The organism is Vibrio sp. Isolate32, assembly GCF_022397955.1.
In the GTDB taxonomy this organism is placed as follows: Bacteria; Pseudomonadota; Gammaproteobacteria; order Enterobacterales; family Vibrionaceae; genus Vibrio.
Genome location: NZ_JAKEUQ010000005.1, coordinates 138,677 through 161,446, shown reverse-complemented (window position 1 = coordinate 161,446; position 22,770 = coordinate 138,677). Strand labels below are relative to the sequence as shown.

General features: G+C 46.7%; 21 protein-coding genes. 15 read left to right on the top strand and 6 right to left on the bottom strand.

Translation table 11 applies throughout. From position 1 onward, the window contains the following. From urtE to ureG, 9 genes are all read left to right on the top strand, one after another. Positions 1-696, top strand: a complete 696-nt coding sequence (gene urtE, locus L1D11_RS05945; protein WP_239833185.1) for an urea ABC transporter ATP-binding subunit UrtE — start codon at positions 1-3, stop codon at positions 694-696. After that, positions 693-1,640, top strand: a complete 948-nt coding sequence (locus tag L1D11_RS05940) for an urease accessory protein UreD (protein WP_239833186.1) — start codon at positions 693-695, stop codon at positions 1,638-1,640. Before urtE ends, L1D11_RS05940 begins: the two co-directional genes overlap by 4 nt. A gap of 184 nt (positions 1,641-1,824) precedes the next feature. Continuing rightward, on the top strand, positions 1,825-2,076 hold the full coding sequence (gene ureA, locus L1D11_RS05935; protein WP_239833187.1) for an urease subunit gamma: 252 nt from the start codon (positions 1,825-1,827) through the stop codon (positions 2,074-2,076). A gap of 11 nt (positions 2,077-2,087) precedes the next feature. Further along, positions 2,088-2,423 (top strand): urease subunit beta, encoded by a 336-nt coding sequence (locus tag L1D11_RS05930; protein ID WP_239833188.1) that lies wholly within the window; start codon positions 2,088-2,090, stop codon positions 2,421-2,423. A gap of 39 nt (positions 2,424-2,462) precedes the next feature. Continuing rightward, on the top strand, positions 2,463-4,166 hold the full coding sequence (gene ureC / locus L1D11_RS05925; RefSeq protein ID WP_239833189.1) for an urease subunit alpha: 1,704 nt from the start codon (positions 2,463-2,465) through the stop codon (positions 4,164-4,166). Between the two features lie 89 nt (positions 4,167-4,255). Next, positions 4,256-4,708 carry an urease accessory protein UreE gene (gene ureE / locus L1D11_RS05920; RefSeq protein ID WP_239833190.1) on the top strand — a complete coding sequence of 151 codons (453 nt, stop codon included), beginning with the start codon at positions 4,256-4,258 and terminating at the stop codon, positions 4,706-4,708. A 66-nt stretch (positions 4,709-4,774) separates the two neighbouring features. Then, entirely contained in the window at positions 4,775-5,359 is a 585-nt protein-coding gene (locus L1D11_RS05915; RefSeq protein ID WP_239833191.1) for a HupE/UreJ family protein, read from the top strand. Between the two features lie 21 nt (positions 5,360-5,380). Continuing rightward, positions 5,381-6,061: an urease accessory UreF family protein gene (locus tag L1D11_RS05910; RefSeq protein ID WP_239833192.1), complete on the top strand. Its 681-nt coding sequence runs from the start codon at positions 5,381-5,383 to the stop codon at positions 6,059-6,061. Positions 6,062-6,107: 46 nt separating this feature from the next. Beyond that, entirely contained in the window at positions 6,108-6,746 is a 639-nt protein-coding gene (gene ureG, locus L1D11_RS05905) for an urease accessory protein UreG (RefSeq protein ID WP_008222792.1), read from the top strand. Positions 6,747-6,832: 86 nt separating this feature from the next. Here the strand turns inward: ureG and xseA are convergent, their stop codons facing one another. Next, complete coding sequence (gene xseA / locus L1D11_RS05900; protein ID WP_239833193.1) at positions 6,833-8,173, bottom strand: exodeoxyribonuclease VII large subunit; 1,341 nt, start codon at positions 8,171-8,173, stop codon at positions 6,833-6,835. Positions 8,174-8,415: 242 nt separating this feature from the next. Here xseA and guaB point away from each other — a divergent pair, with 242 nt between their 5' ends. The 5 genes from guaB (at position 8,416) to L1D11_RS05875 (ending at position 16,381) form a co-directional block, all read left to right on the top strand. Then, positions 8,416-9,879, top strand: coding sequence for an IMP dehydrogenase (gene guaB / locus L1D11_RS05895; protein ID WP_061033280.1), 1,464 nt, complete (start codon positions 8,416-8,418; stop codon positions 9,877-9,879). 202 nt (positions 9,880-10,081) lie between these two features. Then, positions 10,082-11,635, top strand: coding sequence for a glutamine-hydrolyzing GMP synthase (gene guaA / locus L1D11_RS05890; RefSeq protein WP_239833194.1), 1,554 nt, complete (start codon positions 10,082-10,084; stop codon positions 11,633-11,635). A 306-nt stretch (positions 11,636-11,941) separates the two neighbouring features. Beyond that, positions 11,942-13,654, top strand: coding sequence for a chitinase (locus tag L1D11_RS05885; RefSeq protein ID WP_171730906.1), 1,713 nt, complete (start codon positions 11,942-11,944; stop codon positions 13,652-13,654). A gap of 222 nt (positions 13,655-13,876) precedes the next feature. Next, on the top strand, positions 13,877-15,427 hold the full coding sequence (locus tag L1D11_RS05880) for a Na+/H+ antiporter NhaC family protein (RefSeq protein WP_239862281.1): 1,551 nt from the start codon (positions 13,877-13,879) through the stop codon (positions 15,425-15,427). Between the two features lie 360 nt (positions 15,428-15,787). Continuing rightward, positions 15,788-16,381, top strand: a complete 594-nt coding sequence (locus L1D11_RS05875) for a GPR1/FUN34/YaaH family transporter (RefSeq protein WP_004737553.1) — start codon at positions 15,788-15,790, stop codon at positions 16,379-16,381. Between the two features lie 119 nt (positions 16,382-16,500). On the opposite strand, the gene L1D11_RS05870 is transcribed toward L1D11_RS05875, so the two are convergent. Both L1D11_RS05870 and L1D11_RS05865 read right to left on the bottom strand, forming a co-directional pair. Continuing rightward, complete coding sequence (locus L1D11_RS05870; protein WP_239862279.1) at positions 16,501-18,048, bottom strand: alanine/glycine:cation symporter family protein; 1,548 nt, start codon at positions 18,046-18,048, stop codon at positions 16,501-16,503. A gap of 416 nt (positions 18,049-18,464) precedes the next feature. Further along, on the bottom strand, positions 18,465-19,181 hold the full coding sequence (locus L1D11_RS05865) for an IS6 family transposase (protein ID WP_239832074.1): 717 nt from the start codon (positions 19,179-19,181) through the stop codon (positions 18,465-18,467). Positions 19,182-19,542: 361 nt separating this feature from the next. Between L1D11_RS05865 and L1D11_RS05860 the strand changes: the two genes are divergently transcribed. Further along, entirely contained in the window at positions 19,543-20,382 is an 840-nt protein-coding gene (locus tag L1D11_RS05860; RefSeq protein WP_239832073.1) for a helix-turn-helix transcriptional regulator, read from the top strand. Here L1D11_RS05860 and L1D11_RS05855 read toward each other — a convergent pair. From L1D11_RS05855 to eno, 3 genes are all read right to left on the bottom strand, one after another. Continuing rightward, complete coding sequence (locus L1D11_RS05855) at positions 20,377-20,709, bottom strand: AzlD domain-containing protein (RefSeq protein WP_239832072.1); 333 nt, start codon at positions 20,707-20,709, stop codon at positions 20,377-20,379. The two genes, L1D11_RS05860 and L1D11_RS05855, sit on opposite strands and share 6 nt — an antisense overlap. Continuing rightward, positions 20,706-21,407, bottom strand: a complete 702-nt coding sequence (locus L1D11_RS05850) for an AzlC family ABC transporter permease (RefSeq protein WP_239832071.1) — start codon at positions 21,405-21,407, stop codon at positions 20,706-20,708. The genes L1D11_RS05855 and L1D11_RS05850 overlap by 4 nt, the downstream gene beginning before the upstream one ends. An 84-nt stretch (positions 21,408-21,491) precedes the next feature. Next, positions 21,492-22,769, bottom strand: a complete 1,278-nt coding sequence (gene eno, locus L1D11_RS05845; RefSeq protein ID WP_239832070.1) for a phosphopyruvate hydratase — start codon at positions 22,767-22,769, stop codon at positions 21,492-21,494. Position 22,770 lies beyond the last annotated feature (1 nt).

Below are 22,770 nucleotides of genomic sequence, written 5' to 3'. Positions count from 1 at the left end.
ATGTTAGAGGTTAAATCAGTTAATCAATATTACGGTGAAAGCCACACCTTATGGGACTTAGATATGCAGATCCCTGAGGGCAAATGCACGGTATTAATGGGGCGTAACGGTGTTGGTAAAACCACCTTGCTGCAATGCATTATGGGGTTGGTGAAGGTTGAAAGTGGTGACATTTCTTTATCGGGTGAGTCACTTTTGAAAACCGATGCTGAGGACCGCCCACGCCAAGGGATCGGCTATGTACCGCAAGGTCGCCAGATCTTCCCAATGCTCACTGTTCAAGAAAATCTAGATGTCGGTTTGCCGATTCGTAAAAAAGGCGACCGTAAGATCCCAGAATTCATCTTCGATATTTTTCCGGTACTAAAAGAGATGCTACATCGTCGCGGTGGTGATTTATCGGGTGGCCAGCAGCAACAGCTAGCGATTGGGCGTGCGCTAGTGGTGAATCCAAAGCTATTGATCTTAGATGAGCCGACGGAAGGTATTCAGCCCAATATTGTGCAAGAGATTGGCGACATCATTCGCATGCTCAACGAGAGGATGGGGCTCACGGTATTGTTGGTTGAGCAGAAGCTACCATTTGCAAGAAAGGTCGGTGACCGTTTTTGTATTCTCGACCGTGGGCGTCAGGTGGCAGAAGGTGAAATGACAGGGCTCGATGAGTCTTTGATTAAGGAGTACCTAACCGTATGAATTCTCTCTTTTCTCCAAATGAAGTAAGCAAGGCTTCTTTAGTTGAAGCTTTATCTTTGAATGAGACCATCGAAAAAGATATTCGTGATGGTTGGCAAGCGAGTTTAAATCTCACCTTTGTCGATCGTGGTGATAAAACCGTATTAAAGAATCGTCAGCAGTCAGGCCCGCTTGCGGTGCAACGCCCCCTGTATCCTGATGGGGAAACGTGTCACACCTACTTACTCCATCCCCCCGGCGGAGTGGTAGGTGGTGACACTCTCAATATTAACGTGAACCTTGAGCACGGTGCTCATGCGTTGATCACCACCCCTGGTGCGACCAAGTTCTATCGTTCCAACAACAAGTACGCCAAGCAGAAGCAAACCTTACATGTGGAGAAAGGGGCTCACTTGGAGTGGATGCCGCAAGAGAACATCTTTTTCCCCAATGCACATGTTCGACTCGATACTGAAATACGCGTAGAAAAGGGTGCACAGTTTTGGGGGTGGGAGATGCACTGTTTTGGACGGCCTGCACAGAATGAGGGATTTGAGCATGGTCACCTCGTCGGTAAAACGGAAATCTATCTTGATAATCAACGGCTTCTTACGGAAGGGTTTAATTTTCACGGTGGCGATAAGTTGATGATAAATATGGGGTTACTTGACTATTCTATGATGGGAACCTTTTATCTCACCTCAAATGAGAAGCAAGATTTAGAGTTGGTACAGAGCTTGCTCTTATCTATTACACAGCAAGCTTCTCAGCAATCAGACTCATCGAAAATGTCGAGTGACCCCACATTAATATTGGGCGCGACACAAATAGAAGGATTGATTGTGGTGCGAGCCTTGGGCAATTGGAGTGAAGATATTCTCCAGGCCTTTGGTCAGATATGGCAAGCAACTCGCTCTCATTTGTATGGTACGACTCCTGATTTACCGAGGATTTGGGCGACTTAGCGATTAGCCCTATTTGTACCGAGGGTGACTTCCGGCCCTCGGTACATTTTTTCAAGCTTGCTGTGACTGAATCCCACTTATTGCTCATGCATTTCTGAGCAATAAGAAAACAACACTAACAGCGGGCGGCTAAATGGAATTAACACCAAGAGAAAAAGATAAGCTACTTATCTTCTGAGCAGGAATGCTGGCACAGCAGCGAAAACAAAAAGGCTTAAAACTCAACTATCCAGAATCTATTGCGCTGATCAGCAGTGCCATTCTAGAAGGTGCCCGCGAGGGTAAAACCGTTTCGGAACTGATGGATTTTGGACGCACACTGCTAACCGTCGATGACGTTATGGAGGGGATCCCTTCCATGATCCCAGATGTACAAGTCGAAGCGACTTTTCCCGATGGCACCAAATTGGTGACCGTTCATGAACCTATCGTTTAGGGAGAAGTAGTATGGCTGGTTCCACCAAACAATATTCAGGCTTAGTTCCCGGGCAAGTCGAAACCGCTCCGGGCAACATTACTTTAAATGAAGGCCGAGACACGACGTCGGTTAAGGTGCAAAACATTGGCGACCGTCCTGTGCAAATTGGCTCTCATTACCATTTCTATGAAGTAAACCCTTCTTTGATCTTTGACCGAAAAGCCACTAAAGGGTTTCGACTTAATATCCCTGCAGGTACTGCCACTCGTTTTGAACCGGGACAGTCACGTAGCGTCGAGTTAGTGCGTTACGCAGGTAAGTTAGAGATTTATGGTTTCCAAGGAAAGGTGATGGGCAAGCTCTAAGCCTCCCATAGAAAGAATTAAAACAACAAAGGATTGATCATGGCGACGATATCCAAACAGGCTTATGCCGAAATGTTTGGGCCTACAGTCGGTGACCGAGTGCGTCTTGCTGACACCGATTTATGGCTAGAAGTTGAAAAGGATTACACCGTATACGGTGATGAAGTGAAGTTTGGTGGCGGCAAAGTGATCCGTGATGGCCAGGGGCAAAGCCAGCGTCCAAGTGCCGAAACACCTGACTTGGTGATCACCAATGCGATTGTATTGGACTATTGGGGCATCGTAAAAGCCGATGTCGCCATCAAAGACGGCCGAGTTCAAGCTTTAGGCAAAGCGGGCAACCCAGACGTTCAGCCGGGTGTCGATATAGTCATTGGCCCGGGCACGGAAATTTTGGCAGGTGAAGGTTCGATCCTGACTGCTGGCGGTATCGATTCACACATTCACTTTATCTGCCCACAACAGATTGAAGAGGCGCTGGCGTCGGGTGTGACCACCATGATAGGTGGTGGTACTGGGCCAAACACAGGCACTAATGCGACGACCTGTACACCGGGTCCGTGGAACATGCACCGTATGTTGGAGTCGCTCGACCAATTCCCAATGAACTTTGGTTTACTCGGGAAAGGCAACGCTAGCCAACCGGAAGCATTGCGTGAGCAAGTGGCAGCGGGCGCTGTGGGTTTGAAGTTGCACGAAGACTGGGGAACAACACCTGCTTCAATTGATACTTGCTTGAGTGTTGCTGATGAGATTGACGTACAAGTTGCGATTCACACCGACACGTTGAATGAGTCAGGCTTTGTTGAATCGACACTCGGCGCCATCGGTGATCGCGTGATTCATACCTATCACACTGAAGGGGCGGGCGGTGGTCATGCTCCCGATATTATCCGTGCTGCAGGTGAGCCGAACGTTCTGCCTTCTTCTACTAATCCGACACGTCCTTACACCGTCAATACGGTTGATGAGCATTTGGATATGTTGATGGTGTGTCACCACTTGTCCCCGTCTATTGCTGAAGATGTCGCGTTCGCTGAATCGCGTATCCGCCGTGAAACCATTGCTGCCGAAGACATTCTGCATGATTTAGGTGCCTTTTCGATGATCGCTTCTGACTCGCAAGCAATGGGGCGCGTAGGCGAGGTAGTGACTCGAACTTGGCAAACCGCACACAAGATGAAAGTGCAGCGTGGCAGCCTAAAAGAAGATTCCGACTACAGTGATAACTTCCGTCTGCGTCGCTACATTGCAAAGTACACCATCAACCCAGCGATCACGCACGGCATGGCGCATGAAATCGGCTCGATTGAAGAAGGAAAGCTGGCAGATTTAGTGCTTTGGAAACCAGCTTTTTTTGGTGTCAAACCAAGTGTGATTCTGAAAGGTGGCATGATCGCGATGGCACCGATGGGCGATCCTAATGCCTCTATCCCAACACCTCAGCCCGTTCACTACCGCTCTATGTTTGGTAGCTATGGCAAGGCGTGTCAGAACACATCGATGCTATTTGTTTCCAAGGAAGCCAAAGCACAGAACATCGATAAGCAGTTGGGACTAAAGAGCCTGATTGGTGTAGTCAGTAACTGCCGAAACATCAGTAAGGCTGACATGAAGCTGAACGACTGGATGCCGAAGATTGAAGTCGACTCTCAGACGTATCAAGTGCGCGCTGATGGTGAACTGCTGACGTGTGAGCCGGCTGAAGAACTGCCAATGGCTCAAAGATATTTTCTATTTTAATAACTCGGCTGAAGGCTCTTATTTTAGCTCTTGGCTGAGGGCTCATATTTTGAACGTTATACATCTCACAAGGAGATTGAGGTAATAGCATGATTGAACTTACTCAAATTCAAGTGGAGTTGAACACGGCTCCAGATGGCTTTCTAAGCCTACCGATCGATAGTCGCATCAAAAGCCGCCTTAAGGTGACATTGGATGACGGTCGAGATGCAGGACTGTTTCTACCACGTGGTCATATTTTGCGTGGCGGAGAGCAATTAACTAGTGAGTGTGGCTTAACGGTCGAAGTCAAAGCAGCTCCGGAAACCGTCTCTACTGTGTACTGCGATGATGCGCATCTGCTGACTCGCGTAGCTTATCACTTGGGTAACCGACATGTTCCCCTGCAAGTAGAAGCGGGCTGGGTTCGCTATCAGCATGACCATGTTCTAGATGAAATGGTTGAAGGCTTAGGCGCGACAGTGACCACCGAAAAGCAACCCTTTGAACCTGAAGGAGGCGCTTACGGTGGTCGCTCTGGCGGTCATCACCACCATCACTAATCGAGTCATTTGAGACACATTAATTTATAAACACAACAACGATAAGAATAACGCAAGGATTACGCGATGAACTTTAAAACAGCAGCAGGCTTAACAACATTCACAATCGCTTCGCTAACAACACCAACATTGGCTCTGGCTCACCCGGGGCATGACCATGGCTCTCACTCACTGCTCTCTGGCTTAACGCACCCAGTAACTGGCGTTGACCATCTTATTATGCTGGTGGCATTTGGCATGCTAATTGGTGCGCTCTCTTATTCAAATAAGGTTAAATCCGCTTTGGTTGGCGGTGGTCTTGTCTCTCTTATGGCGGGTCTATTAGTCGGTAAAGCGTTGGGCTTCTCTGTGGTTGTCGAGCCAGCAATCATCGCCTCTCTGTTCGCGGTTAGCCTGTGCTTATGGCACGTGTTCTCTCCGTCTACCACCAAGGTTAATACTGTAATAGCGGTTTCAATCGGCTTCCTTTTCTTCCACGGTTACGCACACGGCGTTGAAGCAGCATCTGGCCTCGCGCAGTTCGCTGTGGGTATGGGTATCACGGCATTTGGTCTGATTGCCGCAGGCTACTTCGCGGGTAAAGCATTGTATTCCAAGTGGGCTTCAGTGGGTGTTGCTTCGTTGAGTGCGCTGTTTTTGATGGCGGCTTAAATTGCTCAAAAGGAGATAAGCATGCAAGCAACAGCGAATGTCGCGAGCTATCGCCTATTTCAATTGATAAGTCCGTCGCTGCCTATCGGTGGTTTCACCTACTCACAAGGTTTAGAGCTAGCAGTGGAAGCGGGGTGGGTGACTGATCGTAGCAGCATGGAGCAGTGGCTAAATACCATCGTCAGTTCCAGTGTTGCGACTTTGGAATTGCCCATCTTAGAGCGCCTTTATCATGCTCTAGAAAAAGGTGAACTCGATGAGATTGAGCATTGGTGCAATTACTTGTACTCAAGCCGTGAAACCAGTGAATTACGAGCAGAAGAAAAGCAGCGTGGGTTGGCGTTAAACACCTTGCTAAAGCGCTTAGAGATCGATATTTCGGAAGTGGAGTCGATTGATAGCCACCCAAACCAGCTATTAGGAATGTGTATCGCGGCTCAACATTGGAACATTGATTTGGAAAGCCTCAAGCAGGGCTACCTATGGAACTGGCTTGAAAATATCGTTACTGCAGGCGTCAAGTTGGTGCCTTTAGGGCAGACAGATGGACAGTTAGCACTGATTAATATCACCAACACCTTTCCTGAAGTGATTGAAAAAGCACGCACGATGGAAGACTGGATGGTGGGCAGCTTCTCGCCATCAATGGCACTAGCGAGCTCGCTGCATGAAACACAATACACACGACTATTTCGTTCCTAGTGCTGAGTGCGTACGAGATAGTAGAAAGAACATAAGGAACAAGGCTATGGAAAGTTATAAGCAACCCCTTCGAATTGGTATCGGTGGCCCGGTTGGCTCTGGTAAAACCGCGCTACTTGAGGTGCTGTGTAAAGCAATTCGCGACAAGCTTAATATCGCGGTCGTGACCAATGACATCTACACCCAAGAAGATGCAAAGATCCTCACCCGCGCTGAAGCTTTAGAACCTGACCGTATTATCGGTGTGGAAACGGGCGGTTGCCCGCACACCGCGATTCGTGAAGATGCGTCGATGAACCTTGCAGCAGTTGAAGAGCTGGCAAAACTGCATAAGAACCTTGATGTCGTATTCGTAGAAAGTGGCGGCGATAACCTGAGTGCGACGTTCAGCCCAGAGCTTGCTGACCTGACTATCTATGTTATCGATGTGGCGGAAGGCGAGAAGATCCCACGTAAAGGTGGCCCGGGTATTACACGTTCGGATCTGTTGGTGATTAACAAGATCGATTTGGCACCTTATGTAGGCGCGTCGCTAGAAGTGATGGAGCAAGATACGCAACGTATGCGTCCAACCAAGCCGTTTGTGTTTACCAATCTTAAAGAGAGTAAAGGGCTAGACACCATCATCGATTTTATCGTGACCGAAGGTATGTTGACTCTGAAAGAGCCAGAGAAGACAAGCTAGTTATTCGTAGCTCCTGATTATTCCCCCCATAAGCAAAAGCCCTATCAAATCTGATAGGGCTTTCTAATACAGTGCAGATTAGCTGCTTACGCTTTTGCCGTTTTCTGGGTCACTTGAGACTCAATCACACCATCTTCAACTTGAGTGGTGATCACTTCACCGACTTCGACATCGTTAATTGATGACACAGTCTTGCTCGATTCTGAATGGGTAATGCTGTAACCACGCTTTAGGGTTGCCAGTGGACTAACGGTCTCTAATTTCTCGGCAGCCATCGCTAGCTGGTGGCGAGTAGTAAGCAGTGTTTTATCCATCGCATCTAATAGCTTTTGCTCTGAACGTTGCAGATGCAGTTTTTGTTCACCCAAGCGTTTCACTGGTGAGTTCAATTGAAGCTGATGCTGTTTACGTTCGACACGCTGTGCATGCTGCTTTAGGTATTGAGTCATTCCGCGACGCAGACGCATGTCTAGATCATCAAGCTGCTGGCTCTGCTTTTGCAGTTGGTAGCTAGGGTGCTGTCTTTCTAAGCGGTGTTTCAATGCTTGAGTCGACTGCGCTTGCTTGATTAGTACGTGGCGAATCGCACTCACTAAGCGAGCACGTTTAGAAGCGAAAGCTTGCTCTTTATGACTGTTGTCGCGGCTAACCAATTCAGCGGCTGCTGATGGCGTCGGAGCACGCATATCTGCGACGAAATCGGCGATAGTGACATCCACTTCGTGGCCGACGGCGCTGATGATTGGAATCTGGCTTGCAGCAATAGTGCGAGCAACGATCTCGTTGTTGAAGCACCACAGGTCTTCTAACGAACCGCCACCACGGCCCACGATTAACACATCACACTCATTGCGCTCATTGGCACGGCCAATCGCTTGGGCAATCTGAATCGCCGCCTCTTCGCCTTGAACCATGGTTGGGTAAACCACAACCGGTAGCGAAGGATCGCGTCTTTTCAAGACATCCAGAATATCAAACAGTGCAGCGCCAGTTTTAGAGGTGACAACACCAACGCGCTTCGGGTGCTCAGGAAGAGCTTGTTTACTCGATTGAGCAAATAGCCCTTCAGCAGCAAGGTTCATCTTTAGCTTTTCAAACTCTTGCTGAAGTTTACCGTCACCTTCTGGCTGCATGCTTTCGATGATAAGTTGGTAGTCACCACGCGGCTCATAGAGAGACAGGCGAGCTTTAACTAATACTTGATTACCGTTTTGAGGCCTAAAGGTGACTCGGCGGTTATTGCCACGAAACATGGCGCACTTAACTTGAGCGCGAGAATCTTTAAGGGTGAGGTACCAGTGACCAGAGACAGGTGCAGAGAAGTTTGAGATTTCACCAACGAGCCACACTATTCCCATTTCGTTTTCTAATAGGAGACGAACCTCTGAGTTGAGGCGAGAAACAGTAAAGATGTTTGGATTAGTCATAGGTGCGCTATCTTTCCTTGAAGGAAGGTCTTTCTTAGTATCTCACAGGGCGTGAGTATGGAAGATAGCGGCAATATAATACATATCAAGGGGGTAAATGCAAATTAAAAATACAAAAATGTGTAGCCAAGCGATTTCCCCGTGCGTATAATCCCTCCGCAATATCTAATCCAAAGCACTTCATTATGCGAAACGATGAAGTCGGATTTTTCTTTCTACTCCTCAATTGTGAGATATTGCAAATGCTAAGAATTGCCAAAGAAGCGCTGACATTCGATGACGTACTACTCGTGCCAGCTCACTCCACTGTTCTCCCAAACACAGCTGATCTTCGCACTCAGTTGACTAAAAACATTTCACTGAACATCCCTATGATTTCTGCGTCGATGGATACCGTGACGGAAGCTCGTCTGGCTATCGCACTCGCGCAAGAAGGTGGCATTGGCTTTATCCACAAGAACATGTCTATCGAGCAACAAGCTGAAATGGTTCGCCAGGTTAAAATTTACGAAGCAGGCGTGGTTTCTCACCCTGTAACTGTAAGCCCTGACGCAACGATTGCTGACGTTGTTGCCCTGACTGAGAAGCACGGTTTTGCTGGCTTCCCTGTAGTGACTGAAACAAACGAACTGGTTGGTATCATTACTGGCCGTGACGTTCGCTTTGTAACAGACCTTTCTAAGAAAGTTGACGTAGTAATGACGCCTAAGTCGCGTCTAGCTTCTGTTAAAGAAGGTGCAACTCGCGAAGAAGTTCAAGAGAAAATGCACGAAGCACGTGTTGAAAAAGTACTTGTTGTAAATGATGACTTCCAACTAACAGGAATGATCACTGCAAAAGACTTCCACAAAGCAGAACGTAAACCAAACGCTTGTAAAGATGAGCGCGGCAGCCTACGTGTAGGTGCAGCTGTTGGTGCTGGTGCTGGTAACGAAGAGCGTGTTGCTGCTCTTGTTGAAGCTGGCGTAGACGTTCTACTTATCGACTCTTCACACGGTCACTCTGAAGGCGTACTTAACCGTATCCGCGAAACTCGCGCTGCATACCCAGATCTACAAATCATCGGTGGTAACGTAGCAACTGGCGCTGGCGCTCGTGCTCTTATCGAAGCGGGTGTAAGTGCAGTTAAAGTTGGTATCGGCCCTGGTTCTATCTGTACAACTCGTATCGTTACTGGTGTTGGTGTTCCTCAAGTAACAGCAATCGCAGACGCAGCGGAAGTTGCAAACGAATACGGCATTCCAGTAATCGCAGATGGCGGTATCCGCTTCTCTGGTGATATCTGTAAAGCTATCGTTGCTGGCGCATCTTGTGTGATGGTTGGTTCAATGTTCGCAGGTACTGAAGAAGCACCAGGTGAGGTTATCCTTTACAACGGTCGTTCTTACAAGTCTTACCGTGGTATGGGTTCTCTTGGCGCTATGTCTCAAGGTTCTTCTGACCGTTATTTCCAATCTGACAACGCTGCAGACAAGCTTGTTCCAGAAGGTATTGAAGGTCGTATCGCATACAAAGGTCGTCTAAAAGAGATCGTTCACCAACAAATGGGTGGTCTACGCTCAAGCATGGGCCTAACAGGTTCTGCGACGATTGAAGACATGCGTACTAAAGCTGAGTTTGTTCGTATCTCTGGTGCGGGCATGAAAGAATCTCACGTACACGATGTTCAAATTACTAAAGAAGCACCTAACTACCGTTTAGGTTAATAATACGTCCAAACGTTTGAATAATGTGCTGATTAAGTCGGCACATTATTTTATCTACCGTCTGTTTTGCTGAAAGGCTGATTTTCTCAAAACACGAGGTTAAAGATATCTAACGAAAACGTTTGCTTTATTTCTTGAAGAGTTAATCAGAGGTGAGTAAACTCGCCTCCGTTTGATCACATAGCCAATAAGACTGCTTAAAATGACTAAAAATATTCATGACCAACGTATTCTAATTCTAGACTTCGGTTCTCAATACACACAGCTAGTTGCTCGTCGTATTCGTGAGATCGGTGTTTACTGTGAACTTTGGAGCTGGGACGTAGACGAAGCGGATATTCGTGAATTCAATCCAGACGGTATCATCCTATCTGGTGGCCCTGAAAGTGTAACGGAAGAGAACTCTCCACGTGCACCTCAGTACGTGTTTGATTCAGGTGTTCCTGTATTTGGTATCTGCTACGGCATGCAAACTATGGCTGAGCAACTTGGCGGTAAAGTAGCAACGTCTACTGAGCGTGAGTTCGGCTACGCAGCGGTACAAGTGACTGGTGAATCAGCACTGTTCGCTGACCTTGAGTCTACTCAAGATGTTTGGATGAGCCACGGTGATAAAGTGGTTGAGATCCCATCTGATTTCACAAAGATCGCTGAAACAGACACTTGCCCATACGCAGCAATGGCAAACGAAGAGAAGAAATACTTCGGTGTTCAATTCCACCCAGAAGTAACACACACTAAGAACGGCCTGAAAATGCTTGAGAACTTCGTTCTTAACGTTTGTGGTTGTGAAGGTCTGTGGACTTCAGCTTCAATCATTGAAGATGCAGTTGCACGTATTAAAGAGCAAGTCGGTGACGACGAAGTTATCCTTGGTCTTTCTGGTGGTGTTGATTCATCAGTAGTTGCGATGCTTGCTCACCGCGCTATTGGTGACAAACTAACGTGTGTATTCGTAGATAACGGCCTACTTCGTCTGAACGAAGCTGAGCAAGTTATGGATATGTTCGGCAACAAGTTTGGTCTAAACATCATCAAAGTAGACGCTGAAGATCGTTTCCTAGAAGCGCTTAAAGGCGAAGCTGAACCAGAAGCTAAGCGTAAGATCATCGGTCACGTATTCGTAGATATCTTCGATGAAGAGTCTAAGAAACTGACAAATGCTAAGTGGCTTGCTCAAGGTACTATCTACCCAGACGTAATCGAGTCTGCTGCATCTAAGACGGGTAAAGCACACGTAATCAAATCTCACCACAACGTTGGTGGCCTTCCTGATGATATGGAAATGGGCCTTGTTGAGCCTCTACGTGAGCTGTTTAAAGATGAAGTACGTAAGATCGGTCTAGAACTTGGTCTTCCATACAACATGCTTTACCGCCACCCATTCCCGGGTCCAGGTCTAGGTGTTCGTGTTCTTGGCGAAATTAAGAAAGAGTACTGTGATCTACTGCGTCGCGCAGATGCTATCTTCATTGAAGAGCTTCACGCTGCTGACCTTTACCACAAAGTATCTCAAGCATTCACGGTATTCCTACCAGTACGTTCAGTTGGCGTAATGGGCGATGGCCGTAAGTACGATTGGGTTGTATCTCTACGTGCTGTAGAAACGATCGACTTCATGACTGCTCACTGGGCACACCTACCATACGACTTCCTAGGTAAGGTATCTAACCGTATTATCAACGAAGTTAACGGCATTTCACGTGTTGTTTACGATATTTCTGGTAAGCCACCAGCAACTATCGAGTGGGAATAATCTCTTAGAGATTTAACTGCTATTTGATTTAGTTATTAAAAGCCCCGGACTCAGTTCGGGGCTTTTTTGTTTTCCACGCCGTATAGTCAATGGTTGTGGTTTGAAGGCGGCTTATTGAGTGTAAGAAACCAAATCAGTTGGAAACTAGATATCAGCTCAAGAAAGCATGAGACGCATTGTTACCTTTAACTATACATAAAACTATCACTCGCACTTTTTATAAAATCATACCGCAACAGCTAGGCTATTTCCCACGTGCCACATACTCTTTGATGGACTTATTAAGGACAGATAAGAGAATCCATCATGTTAAAAATCAAATATTTGGCGACAGTATTGGGCTGTACTTTAGCAGCACAAAGTCATGCGTCTTTGAACATTCAACCTGATCCGCAAAACCCGAATGGTTACCTTATTGAGAAGTCGGCTTTACAGGCTGCTGAACAAGCGAAAACCTCGGACCCTATGTATGCGATCTGGTCACAGGCACTGCAAACTCGTTCGAACACCATCGTTGAAGCGATTGAACCCGGTTTATCTTCCAACCCTGAGAACGTAAAGCGGGTTGAGCGCGTATTCCCTCAATCTGAATGGGATTTCCTTACTCAGATGGCTGCGCCTGAATACACTTACACACGTTTCCTACGCGCGATTGGTAAATTCCCCGCGTTTTGTGGAGAGTACACTGATGGCCGTGATTCTGACGCCATCTGTAAGAAATCCATCATCACGGCTTTTGCTCATTTCTCTCAAGAGACGGGCGGTCACATCGCGATAGATAATACTTCTGATAATCCGTTGGCTTTAGAAGAGTGGCAACAAGCGCTGGTACATGTTCGCGAAATGGGGTGGTCTGAAGGGCAAGAAGGTTACACAACTGGCTGTGGTCAGAACGATTGGCAAAATGCACGCTGGCCATGTGCGGCAGGGCAGGGTTATTTCGGTCGTGGTGCAAAACAGCTTTCTTACCACTTTAACTACGGCGCTTTCTCTGAAGTAATGTTCGATGGTGATGCAACCGTGCTGCTGAATAATCCGGGGTTAGTTGCTGATTCTTGGTTGAACTTGGCTTCGGCTATTTGGTTCTTCTTAACGCCACAAGCACCGAAGCCAGCGATGCTGCATGTTATTGATCGTACTTGGACACCATCTCAACGTGAACTGGATGCAGGCATTGGTTATGGCTTTGGTACCACCATCAATGTAATCAACGGTGGTATTGAGTGTGGTGAACAGAATAAAGACAAAGGCCAACCGGTTAACCGCATTCGTTACTGGGAAGGTTTAGCGGCCCACTACCAGATCCCTGTTGAAGCAGACGAAAAGAATACCTGTTGGCAGCAAACGCCATACGGAAGCTTGAACCTCAACGGCGCAACAGATGTGCTGTACACCAACTGGGATGGCAACTGGAAATACTACGCAGATCGCCCAGAAGGTTACTCATTTGAGTGTGAGTTAGTCGGCTTCCAAACTGCATACTCTGCATTAGTACCGGGCGATTACGAGAAGTGTGTGACTAACTTCTATGGATCTCATGCAAGTTGGCCTGAAGTGAAGGTGGTCGATAAGCTTGATCCGGTAGACCCAGGAACCGATCCAGGTGGTAACGGCTGGAGTGCGACTAAGGTTTACAACGCCGGTGACCAAGTGACTCACAACGGCGCAACCTACGAAGCGAAATGGTGGACACAAGGGGATGACCCTGCCAACGGTGGCCCTTGGAAACTAGTAGCAGGTGAGCCAACACCACCGGTAGTGACAGATCCAACGCCTGTTGATCCTGCTCCTGTCGATCCAGAACCAGTAGACCCAACACCCGTTGAACCGCCTGTGACAGAGCCACCAGTGGTTGTCGATCCATCTGAATTTATTACGTGGCAAGCAGGTGTTAGCCAAGTGAGTAATGGCGATAAAGTGACACATAACGGTAAGTGCTTCGTGGCTAAAAACGGCCCTGGCGTCTGGGAAAGCCCAGTTCAATCGAATTGGTTCTGGGATGAAATCAGCTGTAATTAATCGTTCAGCCAATTGAGTACCTTAACTGATTAATCAAAGCCGAAAGTGATTGCTTTCGGCTTTTGCGTTTCTGCTCTGCGTTCCTCGATCATCTAACGCAAAACTCCCTAGCTGAATGCTAATTTTCCATTTATAGAATAAAGTCCTGTACAAATGCCCTTTGTGCATTTATATTCACTTTTAAATTATACTTATTCTTTATTTTAGGGTTGAGGTTTACCTATGGAACAGACAGATATCACGTCACTCATCCCCATTGTGATTACTTTGGTGTTGTCGTTGGCGACAAGGAATGTAGTGATTGGCCTTTTTGCTGGCGTACTCAGTGGCGTTGCTATGCTCACCGGAATGTTTAGTGAACTAAACCCTCTTGATACCTTTGGAGCCATGGTCAAAGGCTACCTAGTGCCACAGCTTACTGATAGCTATAATGCTGGCGTCATTATGCTGTTGGTATTCATCGGTGGCTTTGTTGCTTTGATGGAGAAGTCGGGTGGTGGTGTCGCGTTTGCCAAGCGTGTGACGGAGTGGGTCAGCAACAAGTGCCAAGCTCAGTTGTCTGTGTGGTTTGGAGGAATCGTGATATTTTTCTCTGACTTAGGTACTCCGTTAATTGTTGGCCCTGTCTTTCGTCCTCTTTTCGATAAACTGAAACTTTCTAGACAGAAGCTGGCATTCATCATCGACTCAACATCATCACCTGTCGCGATCCTTATCCCATTCATCGGGTGGGGCGTTTACATCATGAGCCTGATTCAAAAAGAGTTTATCGCCTTGAATGTCAACATGTCTGATTGGGATGCCTTTATCGGTGCGATTCCTTTCCAGTTCTACGCATTCTTAGCGATTTTCATTGTTCCTTTGGTTTCTGTTAAAGGTTTAGACTTCGGACCAATGGCAAAAGCGGAACGTGATTGCCAAGCGGGAATTAACTCTGGCGTGAACAGCGAATCACTCAATTCTTTCTCGCATAAAAATGCAAAGGCTTCTTTTGTTTGGGCACCATTGTTAGTGATGCTGGTGGTATTGTGTGCCATGTTAGTTCCACAAGGTTTCCCATTTCAAAAGGTCGCAGGCTCATCATTCAGAGCGGCACTGTCTTCGGCTTATTTCTTTGCCGCGATTACCTTGATCTCGCTGATGGCTTACTACGGAGTGAGAAAGCTATCGGATGGTGTTTCTGTATACCTAAAAGGCATGGGTAACATGATGCCTGTTGCGATTATTTTGGTACTGGCGTGGGCATTAAGCACGATTGGTAAAGAGTTAGGTGCGACGGCTTATATTGCAGAACAAGCGCAGAGTGGTTTCCCATATTGGTTAGTGCCTGCGGTTGCTTTCTTGCTGTCGGCTATTATCTCATTCGCTACTGGCTCTTCATGGGGAACCTTTGCCATCATGATGCCGTTGGTAATCCCAACCGCGATTGCAATTGATGCACCACTTTTGGTTGCGATTGGTGCAGTGCTTTCTGGCGGTCTGTTTGGTGATCACTGCTCACCGCTATCTGAAACCACCATCCTCTCTTCAACAGGTGCCGGGTGTGATCAGTTTGAGCACTTTAAGACGCAACTACCTTACGCATTAATGAACGGCTGTGTTGCTCTAGTGAGCTTTGTTGTCGCTGGCTTTACCGGCAGCTCGTTGGTTGTGTTAGGTGCGCTTGTCGCTCAATGGGTTGTGGTAACACTACTAGCCAAGCGCGACGCGAGTAAGAGTGCATCTTCAGAAGTTCAACTTCAAGTGTCTGAATCTAAACCACAACAAGCGTAATGTAAGATTTCAGAAGAGGGATGAGATTCCAAATATCTCGTTCCTCGATTCTGGAATGATGATGGGATGGGTAGATACGGGGTGCGAGGAATCGAGTCTCGAAGAGCTCACACTCTATCGTTCTTCATTTCATAATTTACATCTCTGTTACTCGTATCTTTTCATTACGTGATAGGGAATTTTCAACGCATAGCTTTCATGAATGTAAATTGCAGGAACTAAGTCAAAATTCTAATAGGATCATTTCAACAACCTTAGTTTTCGATAACTGGATTATCCCAAAAGCGATTTATCAATTAAAATTTTCTTACAATTCTTATTGGTTTTTTTTAACCCCTATTTGATAAAGGTAAATTCGCAATGTCGACCAAACTAGCTAACCCAGCGCCGTTAGGCTTAATGGGTTTCGGTATGACCACTATTCTTCTTAATATCCACAACGCAGGTTTCTTTCCACTAGATTCAATGATCCTTGCTATGGGTATTTTTTACGGTGGTTTAAGCCAAGTTATCGTTGGCACAATGTGTTTCAAACGTGGTGACACGTTCGGTACAACTGCATTTACCTCTTACGGCCTATTCTGGTTGTCTCTAGTTGGTCTAATCGTAATGCCTTACATGGGCCTACCAGCAAGCCCAGCAGCATTTATGGGTTGGTACCTACTTCTATGGGGCATCTTCACAGGCTTCATGTTCATCGGTTCTCTATGCTACCCAGTAGCGAAGCAAGTAGTATTCGGTTCACTAACTATCTTGTTCTTCCTGCTTGCAGCACGTGACTTCACTGGTAGCCAACTGATCGGCACTATCGCTGGTTTCGAAGGTATCTTCTGTGGTGCTTCTGCTATCTACTTTGCAATGGCACAAGTAATCAACAACGAATACGGCCGCACAGTACTGCCAATCGGTGAGAAGAAAGCTCCTCAAATGGCAACACAAGAAATCGCTGCATAATCTCGCGTTTCTTAGAAATATAAAAAAAGGGTTAGCCGTGGCTAACCCTTTTTTGCATTTGCTCTAGAGAAAAACAGAATCTAGAGCAACTTATCGTTTAAAAGCTGTAATTGAAGGCCTTACGCTGAAGGCTGTTCTACTGGCTTGCTATCTGCCACTTCAGCTTCTGGCGACTTACCCGTCTTACGCTTGTACTTCTCTTCCCAGTAAGTAGCACCTTTGATGCCTAGTTTTACAGGGTTGAATGTATACTCGGTTACGCCTTTACTCTGCTGTTCTTCGTAGTCAGCCAAAGCTTTTAGCGCAGGCTTAGACATGAAGAAGATAATCAGAATACCAACGATGTTTAACCATGCCATCAAGCCAACACCAACATCACCCATTGCCCATGCAAGGTTCGCTGTTTTAACTGTGCCATAGAAAACCGCAGTGATGAGAACAAGCTTAAGTACGAACATCATGCCAGGGATCTTGATGGTACGACGTAGGTAAGCAATGTTCGTTTCTGCAATGTAGTAGTAAGCAAGAATTGTTGTAAATGCGAAGAAGAACAGAGCAAATGCGATGAATGGCTTACCAACACCTGGTAGTGCGCTTTCAATCGCTAGCTGTGTAAATACAGGGCCGTTTGCACCCACGTTTGCTGCTAGGTTTTGTACAAGGAATACGCCTTCTGAGCCGCCGTGTACGTTGTAAGCACCAGTGATGATGATCATGAACGCCGTAGCAGAACAAACTAGCAGTGTATCGATGTAGATAGAGAATGATTGAACCAAACCTTGCTGAGCTGGGTGATCAACACTTGCTGCCGCAGCTGCGTGAGGACCAGTACCTTGACCCGCTTCGTTTGAGTAAACACCACGTTTAACACCCCAACCAATCGCAGCACCGAAGCCTGCCATAGGTGTGAATGCATCACCGACAATCATAGAGAACACAACGGGCACTTGGTCAATATTAAGTAGGATAATAATGAAGGCGATGATGATGTAAGCCAATGCCATGAATGGAACAACAATTTGCGTGAAGTTCGCTATACGCTTAACGCCACCAAAGATGATGAAACCAAGGATAATTGAGATAACGGTACCAGTGAAGATTTTAGCGAAACTGAATGTACCGACAGCTGTTTCGATCATTGCACCTGAACCAAATGCAGCTTCTACAGCGTTACCGATACTGTTTGACTGAACACCTGGAAGTAAAATACCACAAGCAAATATAGTCGCGATTGCAAAGATCCATGCGTACCATTTCTGACCCATTGCTTTTTCGATGTAGTAAGCCGGGCCACCACGGAACTGGCCTTCGTCTTCTTCTTTATAGATTTGCGCTAACGTAGATTCTGCAAATGCAGTCGCAGCACCAAAGAAGGCAACAACCCACATCCAGAATACCGCACCAGGGCCACCGAAACCGATAGCAGCAGCAACACCTGCAATGTTACCTGTACCTACACGGCCAGATAGTGAAACAGCAAGTGCTTGGAAAGATGAGATACCTTTATTCGAACTTTTACCAGATAGTAACAAACGCCACATTTCAAAGAAGTGACGGATTTGTACAAATCGAGTCATGACCGAGTAGAACAAACCAGCACCTAAACATAGATAGATAAGTACTGGACTCCAGATTATTCCATTCAAAAAATCAACGAATGACTGCATGAGTATTTTCCCTGTTAGTTTTACTTGTGATTGTTTTTCGAACAACACAATACTTCACTTGTAACCTGATTTTTAAATTATTTAACTGCGCATTCGGATTACTGTGACATAAAGCATGTTGTGGGAGCGAATTGTTAACGCTTAGTGCTATTTCGAGGATTGTTTTATTTAAAGACAAATGCAATTAGTTGTATTTGAGTTTGGGTTTGAAAGTGCATAAATGGTGATTAACACAAAAGTGTGAGTTGCTTGAAGGATAGATAATGGGTTGAGATCGAAAACTGCTCTTTTAGTCGATTGGAAGTAACGGCTGTAACCAGCGGAATGTTATCGATAAGTTAGAATATATCACCTCTATTTAGGGGCTTGTTGCAAAAATGGAAGATGTTTCTGAGGTGCCTATTTGAGCACCTTTTTCATGCGTAAATTCCAAATATATTGAAGAGTTCATTGAGGAAGACGGATCTCTCCTGAACCCTCAGTTTTGGCTCATCGCGACGTAACCAAAAATCAAACTGGCCTTTATTCAACATCCGGATCCCTTCAAAACCTTGAATCGTTGCCCAGGCCCGCTTTCGCACCTTGAATCCACCTGTGCCTTCGATAAGCTTTTTAATCGGGGCGTGGTCAGATTCAATGCCATTGTTGAGATATTTCACTTGCCGCTGTTCTACATCTTGCCGTAATCGACCTTCACGCTTGAGGCGAGCAATGGCGTTACCATAAGACGAATGTTTGTCAGTATTCAATGCGTTGGGATGAAAGGAGGCTTTGTAGCGACGTAAACAGCGTTTGAGAAATTGATAAGCTGCTTCTTTATTACGTTTATGAGAGAAGAAGAAATCCACCGTTTCCACACATTTATTGATGGCTCGATAGAGATAATGCCATTTGCCTTTCACCTGGGCGTAAGTTTCATCAAGCTGCCAAGAAGAATCAATACCGGTGAATTGATAACGGCATAACTTCTTATGTAGGCTAGGCCCATAGTGGATAAACCAACGATAAATCGTGGAGCGATTCACAAATACACCGTGTTCGGCCAGAATATCACTGAGGTTTGCGTAACTCATTGCGGTAGTACCGTACCCGCGTACATACCATAAGATAAGTTCAGGGGGGAAATGACACATTAAAAGAATGTGAGTCCGTTTTTTCTCTAAACGGAAACAGGGCAAAAGACGTGTTTGCCGAGAACGGCGTCAACACGTCTTTGGACAGAAATCAGATTTGGAAAACCTTACATTAGAAGTTCACGAGTAACCTTAAGTATTGCAAATGAGCTCAATCATGTCGAAAAACAAAATTAATAGACTTACTTTCTTATTAACTTTCTATAACTCAGAACTACTATCTCAAAGAGCACCTGTTCACCTTTGTGGTTGTTATATTTTCTACTGCCATATCGATAGAATATTTATTGATGACAATGTTAGAAAATAAGCATAAAATTGCATACAAGCCCACTATTCGAGTTAAACCGATATTAATAACATGCCAGAAATCTGTACTCATATCTTCAACAATGCAGAACTTTTGAATCAGCATTTTGACCCTGATGCAATTGACGCTCCAATCGTCCCCATCTACGCTTCGTTCTCAAACCAAACGACCTCATCATTGCGCTCCAAAATGCACCGCCATCATAAAGGGCAGTTGGTGTACGCCAAGTCAGGAACCGGAGAGATCCAATTAGAGGGGTATTCTCATGTGCTACTGCCCAACCAAATGGTTTGGATCCCGGGAGGCGTCATGCACCAAGTAATTTTAAATCACGACGTAAACTTTCGGGCGATTTATCTCGACCACACCAGATTTCCTCAACTTTCTAGCCAGTTCGATACATTTTTCGTTTCCCAGCTACTCGCAGAGGTGATCGAGACCATTTGCTCTTCATCGTTTCACACAGATTGGATGGCAGGTACCGAATTTCACTTACAGTCCATTCTCATCAAGGAAATGCACCGCTCGGCGACGACGCCTCAATGGCCTGCCTTTCCCAAGGATAAACGACTACGTGACAACTTACTCAAGTACTATGAACAAGGGCACATGTTGCCACGACTGAACGAACTGGCGGTGCATTTTGGAGCATCGGAGCGTACGCTCTATCGCATGTTTGTCCAAGATACGGGTATGAGTTATCAAAAATGGCGCCAGCGTATTCGCTTGATTTTGGCAATAGACATGTTGGCAACCAACAAATCGATCACCGAAATTGCGCACCATCTTGAGTTTTCGACCACCAGTGCGTTCATCACCTTTTTCAAAAGTTACCAAAACATAACGCCAAATAAATACCGCACACTTAGCGACCCTAAAGCTACGTCATAGATGCCATTCCATTAACCATTGGCCAAGCCACAACGCTATCATACCAACAACGAGGGCGCTCCCTGCGCTGCGAGTTCGTCCCATGATCACAACGGCCAGAAGTGCCGCAAAAAGTTTGGGAGCCCCTTCAATATTTGCACTATCAACCGAGGTCATCAAGCTAGGGACGATCAATGCAATAATGGCCGCCGGAGGGATTAGAGTGAACCATTTCGCTGCGACATCGGGAAACGGCCGTTTGCCATTGAGCCACAGAAATGAATAGCGCAATAAGAACGTTGCGATGGCACTGGTAATCAGAACCACCCAAATCATGGACTGAGTCATACTGCCTCCCTCTGTGCCTGTCGGCTCTTCCATTTTAAAAATCCACCACCTGCCAATACACCGGATGCGATCGAAAACAAAAAGCCCAAGTTATACGGCCAGTGATAAGTCATCGCTGCGCTCATCCCAGAGACACCAGTCACCACTACCACCGTGTGACTTTTGACCATCGGCACCAACAAGGAGATGAAACACAAGGTGATGGCAAAATCTAGTTCCCAATAATCTGGGACATTGCTCCCTCCAAGGATCCCTATCGCTGTGCCGCACTGCCAAGTCAACCACATCGGCAGCGCCGTTCCAAAATAATAGTACGTTCTCTCGCGCGGCGTCATCATATGCTCTTGACTGCGCAAAAACGTCAAGGCATAGGTCTGGTCGATGAGCACTTGTGCGGCAGCTACTTTCTTCGCTGGCGTAACATCCAGTTTAAGTTGAGCCAATCCGGCACTATATATGGCATAGCGAAAATTGATCGCAATGTGAGTGAAGATCACCACCAATGGGGTTGCACCTGTGGTCATTAACGAAGCTGCGGCGATTTGGGATGCCCCAGACATCAGTAACACCGATGACAATTGAGCCGTCCATGGTGTCATTCCTGCTTGGATGGCACTAACTCCTGTTAAAATGGCAAACGGCAACAAGCTGATCAGTTGGGGAGTCGCATCCAAGCACCCGCGTTTGAACATCGACATAACGTAATACTACTCCATCATATTTTCATTCCCCCCAGATTCACGTTTCAGCTCGCTAGGGGGGGATATACTCTTCCTGTGGGTCTATGCGACCTGCACCTTGTCTTCCTCGCACAACTGGCGCATGGCGATGGCGTCTTTTAGACGCAACAATTGATTGTATTTGGCCATCGACTCGGTGCGGGCAAGTGATCCAAACTTGACTTTGGGGCATCCCAGCGCCACAGCCAGATCAGCAATGCTGGTGTCTTCGGTTTCACCTGAGCGACGAGAGATAACAATACCGTAACCGGCTTGGTTGGCGGAATCCACAATTTGGATAGTTTCACTCAATGTGCCTATCTGGTTAGGTTTAACAAGAATGGCGTTGGCCATATTTAAGTCTAGTCCAAGGTCAAAACGTTGCTGGTTGGTGGTAAACAAGTCATCCCCCACCAGTTCGATACGCTCCCCTATCCGCTGAGTCAGAGCCACCCACCCTTCAAAGTCATCTTCCCCAAGTGGATCTTCTATCAACGTGATAGGATAGCGATCGCACAACGACACTAGGTAGTCGATCATTTCGACCGTCGTCAGATCACGCTGCTCGGCCGCCAATTGATAGCACCCTTCATGGAAAAACATCTCCGCAGCAATGTCCATACTCAAGCCCACGTCTACACCCGGTACATAACCAGCGCGTTTGATGGCTTCAACTAATAGGGCCAGCCCTTCTTCATTTGACGCTAAGGTCGGCAAAAAACCTCCAGTCCCCGACACACCGGTGCACATTCCTCGCTCTATGAGCATCGTCTTTAGTGTGCAGTGTACGTTCTTGGCTACTTGCAAAGCGGCTTCCAAATCGGTCGCCTTTAGAGCGATGATCTGGTAATCCTGAAAGTCACAATTACCATCGCCATGCATACCCCCGGACAGCATAGAGAAGATTGGTTGTGGAATGGCAGGTTCCCGGCCTTGACTCAAATAATCGCACAGTGAGCAATCACGCTGTGCGGCGGCGGCGCGCGCCACTGCTAGCGACACGCCGAGGATGGCATTGGCGCCCAGTTTACTTTTATTCTGGGTGCCATCGAGCTCGATCAGCATACGGTCAATCGCCATTTGATCGAAGGGCGATATGCCATACAGATGAGGTTTTATAGTTTGTTCGACAATCTCAATAGCCCGTAACACCCCCTTGCCATTAAAGCGGGCTTTATCGTGATCGCGCACTTCAACCGCCTCGTGTTTACCCATGGAACTGCCGGATGGGATCATGGCACGCCCCCGTTTATCACTGTCTAGGCGCACTTCCACTTCCAAAGTAATATCGGCACGCGAATCGAACACTTCGCGCGCACGCACGTCAATGATTCTTGACATA

What these genes read in the sequence shown, in the direction of transcription:
- urtE (WP_239833185.1), top strand. Translation starts at nt 1, where the DNA reads ATGTTAGAGGTTAAATCAGTTAATCAATATTACGGTGAAAGCCACACC.
- L1D11_RS05940 (WP_239833186.1), top strand. Translation starts at nt 693, where the DNA reads ATGAATTCTCTCTTTTCTCCAAATGAAGTAAGCAAGGCTTCTTTAGTT.
- ureA (WP_239833187.1), top strand. Translation starts at nt 1,825, where the DNA reads ATGCTGGCACAGCAGCGAAAACAAAAAGGCTTAAAACTCAACTATCCA.
- L1D11_RS05930 (WP_239833188.1), top strand. Translation starts at nt 2,088, where the DNA reads ATGGCTGGTTCCACCAAACAATATTCAGGCTTAGTTCCCGGGCAAGTC.
- ureC (WP_239833189.1), top strand. Translation starts at nt 2,463, where the DNA reads ATGGCGACGATATCCAAACAGGCTTATGCCGAAATGTTTGGGCCTACA.
- ureE (WP_239833190.1), top strand. Translation starts at nt 4,256, where the DNA reads ATGATTGAACTTACTCAAATTCAAGTGGAGTTGAACACGGCTCCAGAT.
- L1D11_RS05915 (WP_239833191.1), top strand. Translation starts at nt 4,775, where the DNA reads ATGAACTTTAAAACAGCAGCAGGCTTAACAACATTCACAATCGCTTCG.
- L1D11_RS05910 (WP_239833192.1), top strand. Translation starts at nt 5,381, where the DNA reads ATGCAAGCAACAGCGAATGTCGCGAGCTATCGCCTATTTCAATTGATA.
- ureG (WP_008222792.1), top strand. Translation starts at nt 6,108, where the DNA reads ATGGAAAGTTATAAGCAACCCCTTCGAATTGGTATCGGTGGCCCGGTT.
- xseA (WP_239833193.1), bottom strand. Translation starts at nt 8,173, where the DNA reads ATGACTAATCCAAACATCTTTACTGTTTCTCGCCTCAACTCAGAGGTT.
- guaB (WP_061033280.1), top strand. Translation starts at nt 8,416, where the DNA reads ATGCTAAGAATTGCCAAAGAAGCGCTGACATTCGATGACGTACTACTC.
- guaA (WP_239833194.1), top strand. Translation starts at nt 10,082, where the DNA reads ATGACTAAAAATATTCATGACCAACGTATTCTAATTCTAGACTTCGGT.
- L1D11_RS05885 (WP_171730906.1), top strand. Translation starts at nt 11,942, where the DNA reads ATGTTAAAAATCAAATATTTGGCGACAGTATTGGGCTGTACTTTAGCA.
- L1D11_RS05880 (WP_239862281.1), top strand. Translation starts at nt 13,877, where the DNA reads ATGGAACAGACAGATATCACGTCACTCATCCCCATTGTGATTACTTTG.
- L1D11_RS05875 (WP_004737553.1), top strand. Translation starts at nt 15,788, where the DNA reads ATGTCGACCAAACTAGCTAACCCAGCGCCGTTAGGCTTAATGGGTTTC.
- L1D11_RS05870 (WP_239862279.1), bottom strand. Translation starts at nt 18,048, where the DNA reads ATGCAGTCATTCGTTGATTTTTTGAATGGAATAATCTGGAGTCCAGTA.
- L1D11_RS05865 (WP_239832074.1), bottom strand. Translation starts at nt 19,181, where the DNA reads ATGTGTCATTTCCCCCCTGAACTTATCTTATGGTATGTACGCGGGTAC.
- L1D11_RS05860 (WP_239832073.1), top strand. Translation starts at nt 19,543, where the DNA reads ATGCCAGAAATCTGTACTCATATCTTCAACAATGCAGAACTTTTGAAT.
- L1D11_RS05855 (WP_239832072.1), bottom strand. Translation starts at nt 20,709, where the DNA reads ATGACTCAGTCCATGATTTGGGTGGTTCTGATTACCAGTGCCATCGCA.
- L1D11_RS05850 (WP_239832071.1), bottom strand. Translation starts at nt 21,407, where the DNA reads ATGTCGATGTTCAAACGCGGGTGCTTGGATGCGACTCCCCAACTGATC.
- eno (WP_239832070.1), bottom strand. Translation starts at nt 22,769, where the DNA reads ATGTCAAGAATCATTGACGTGCGTGCGCGCGAAGTGTTCGATTCGCGT.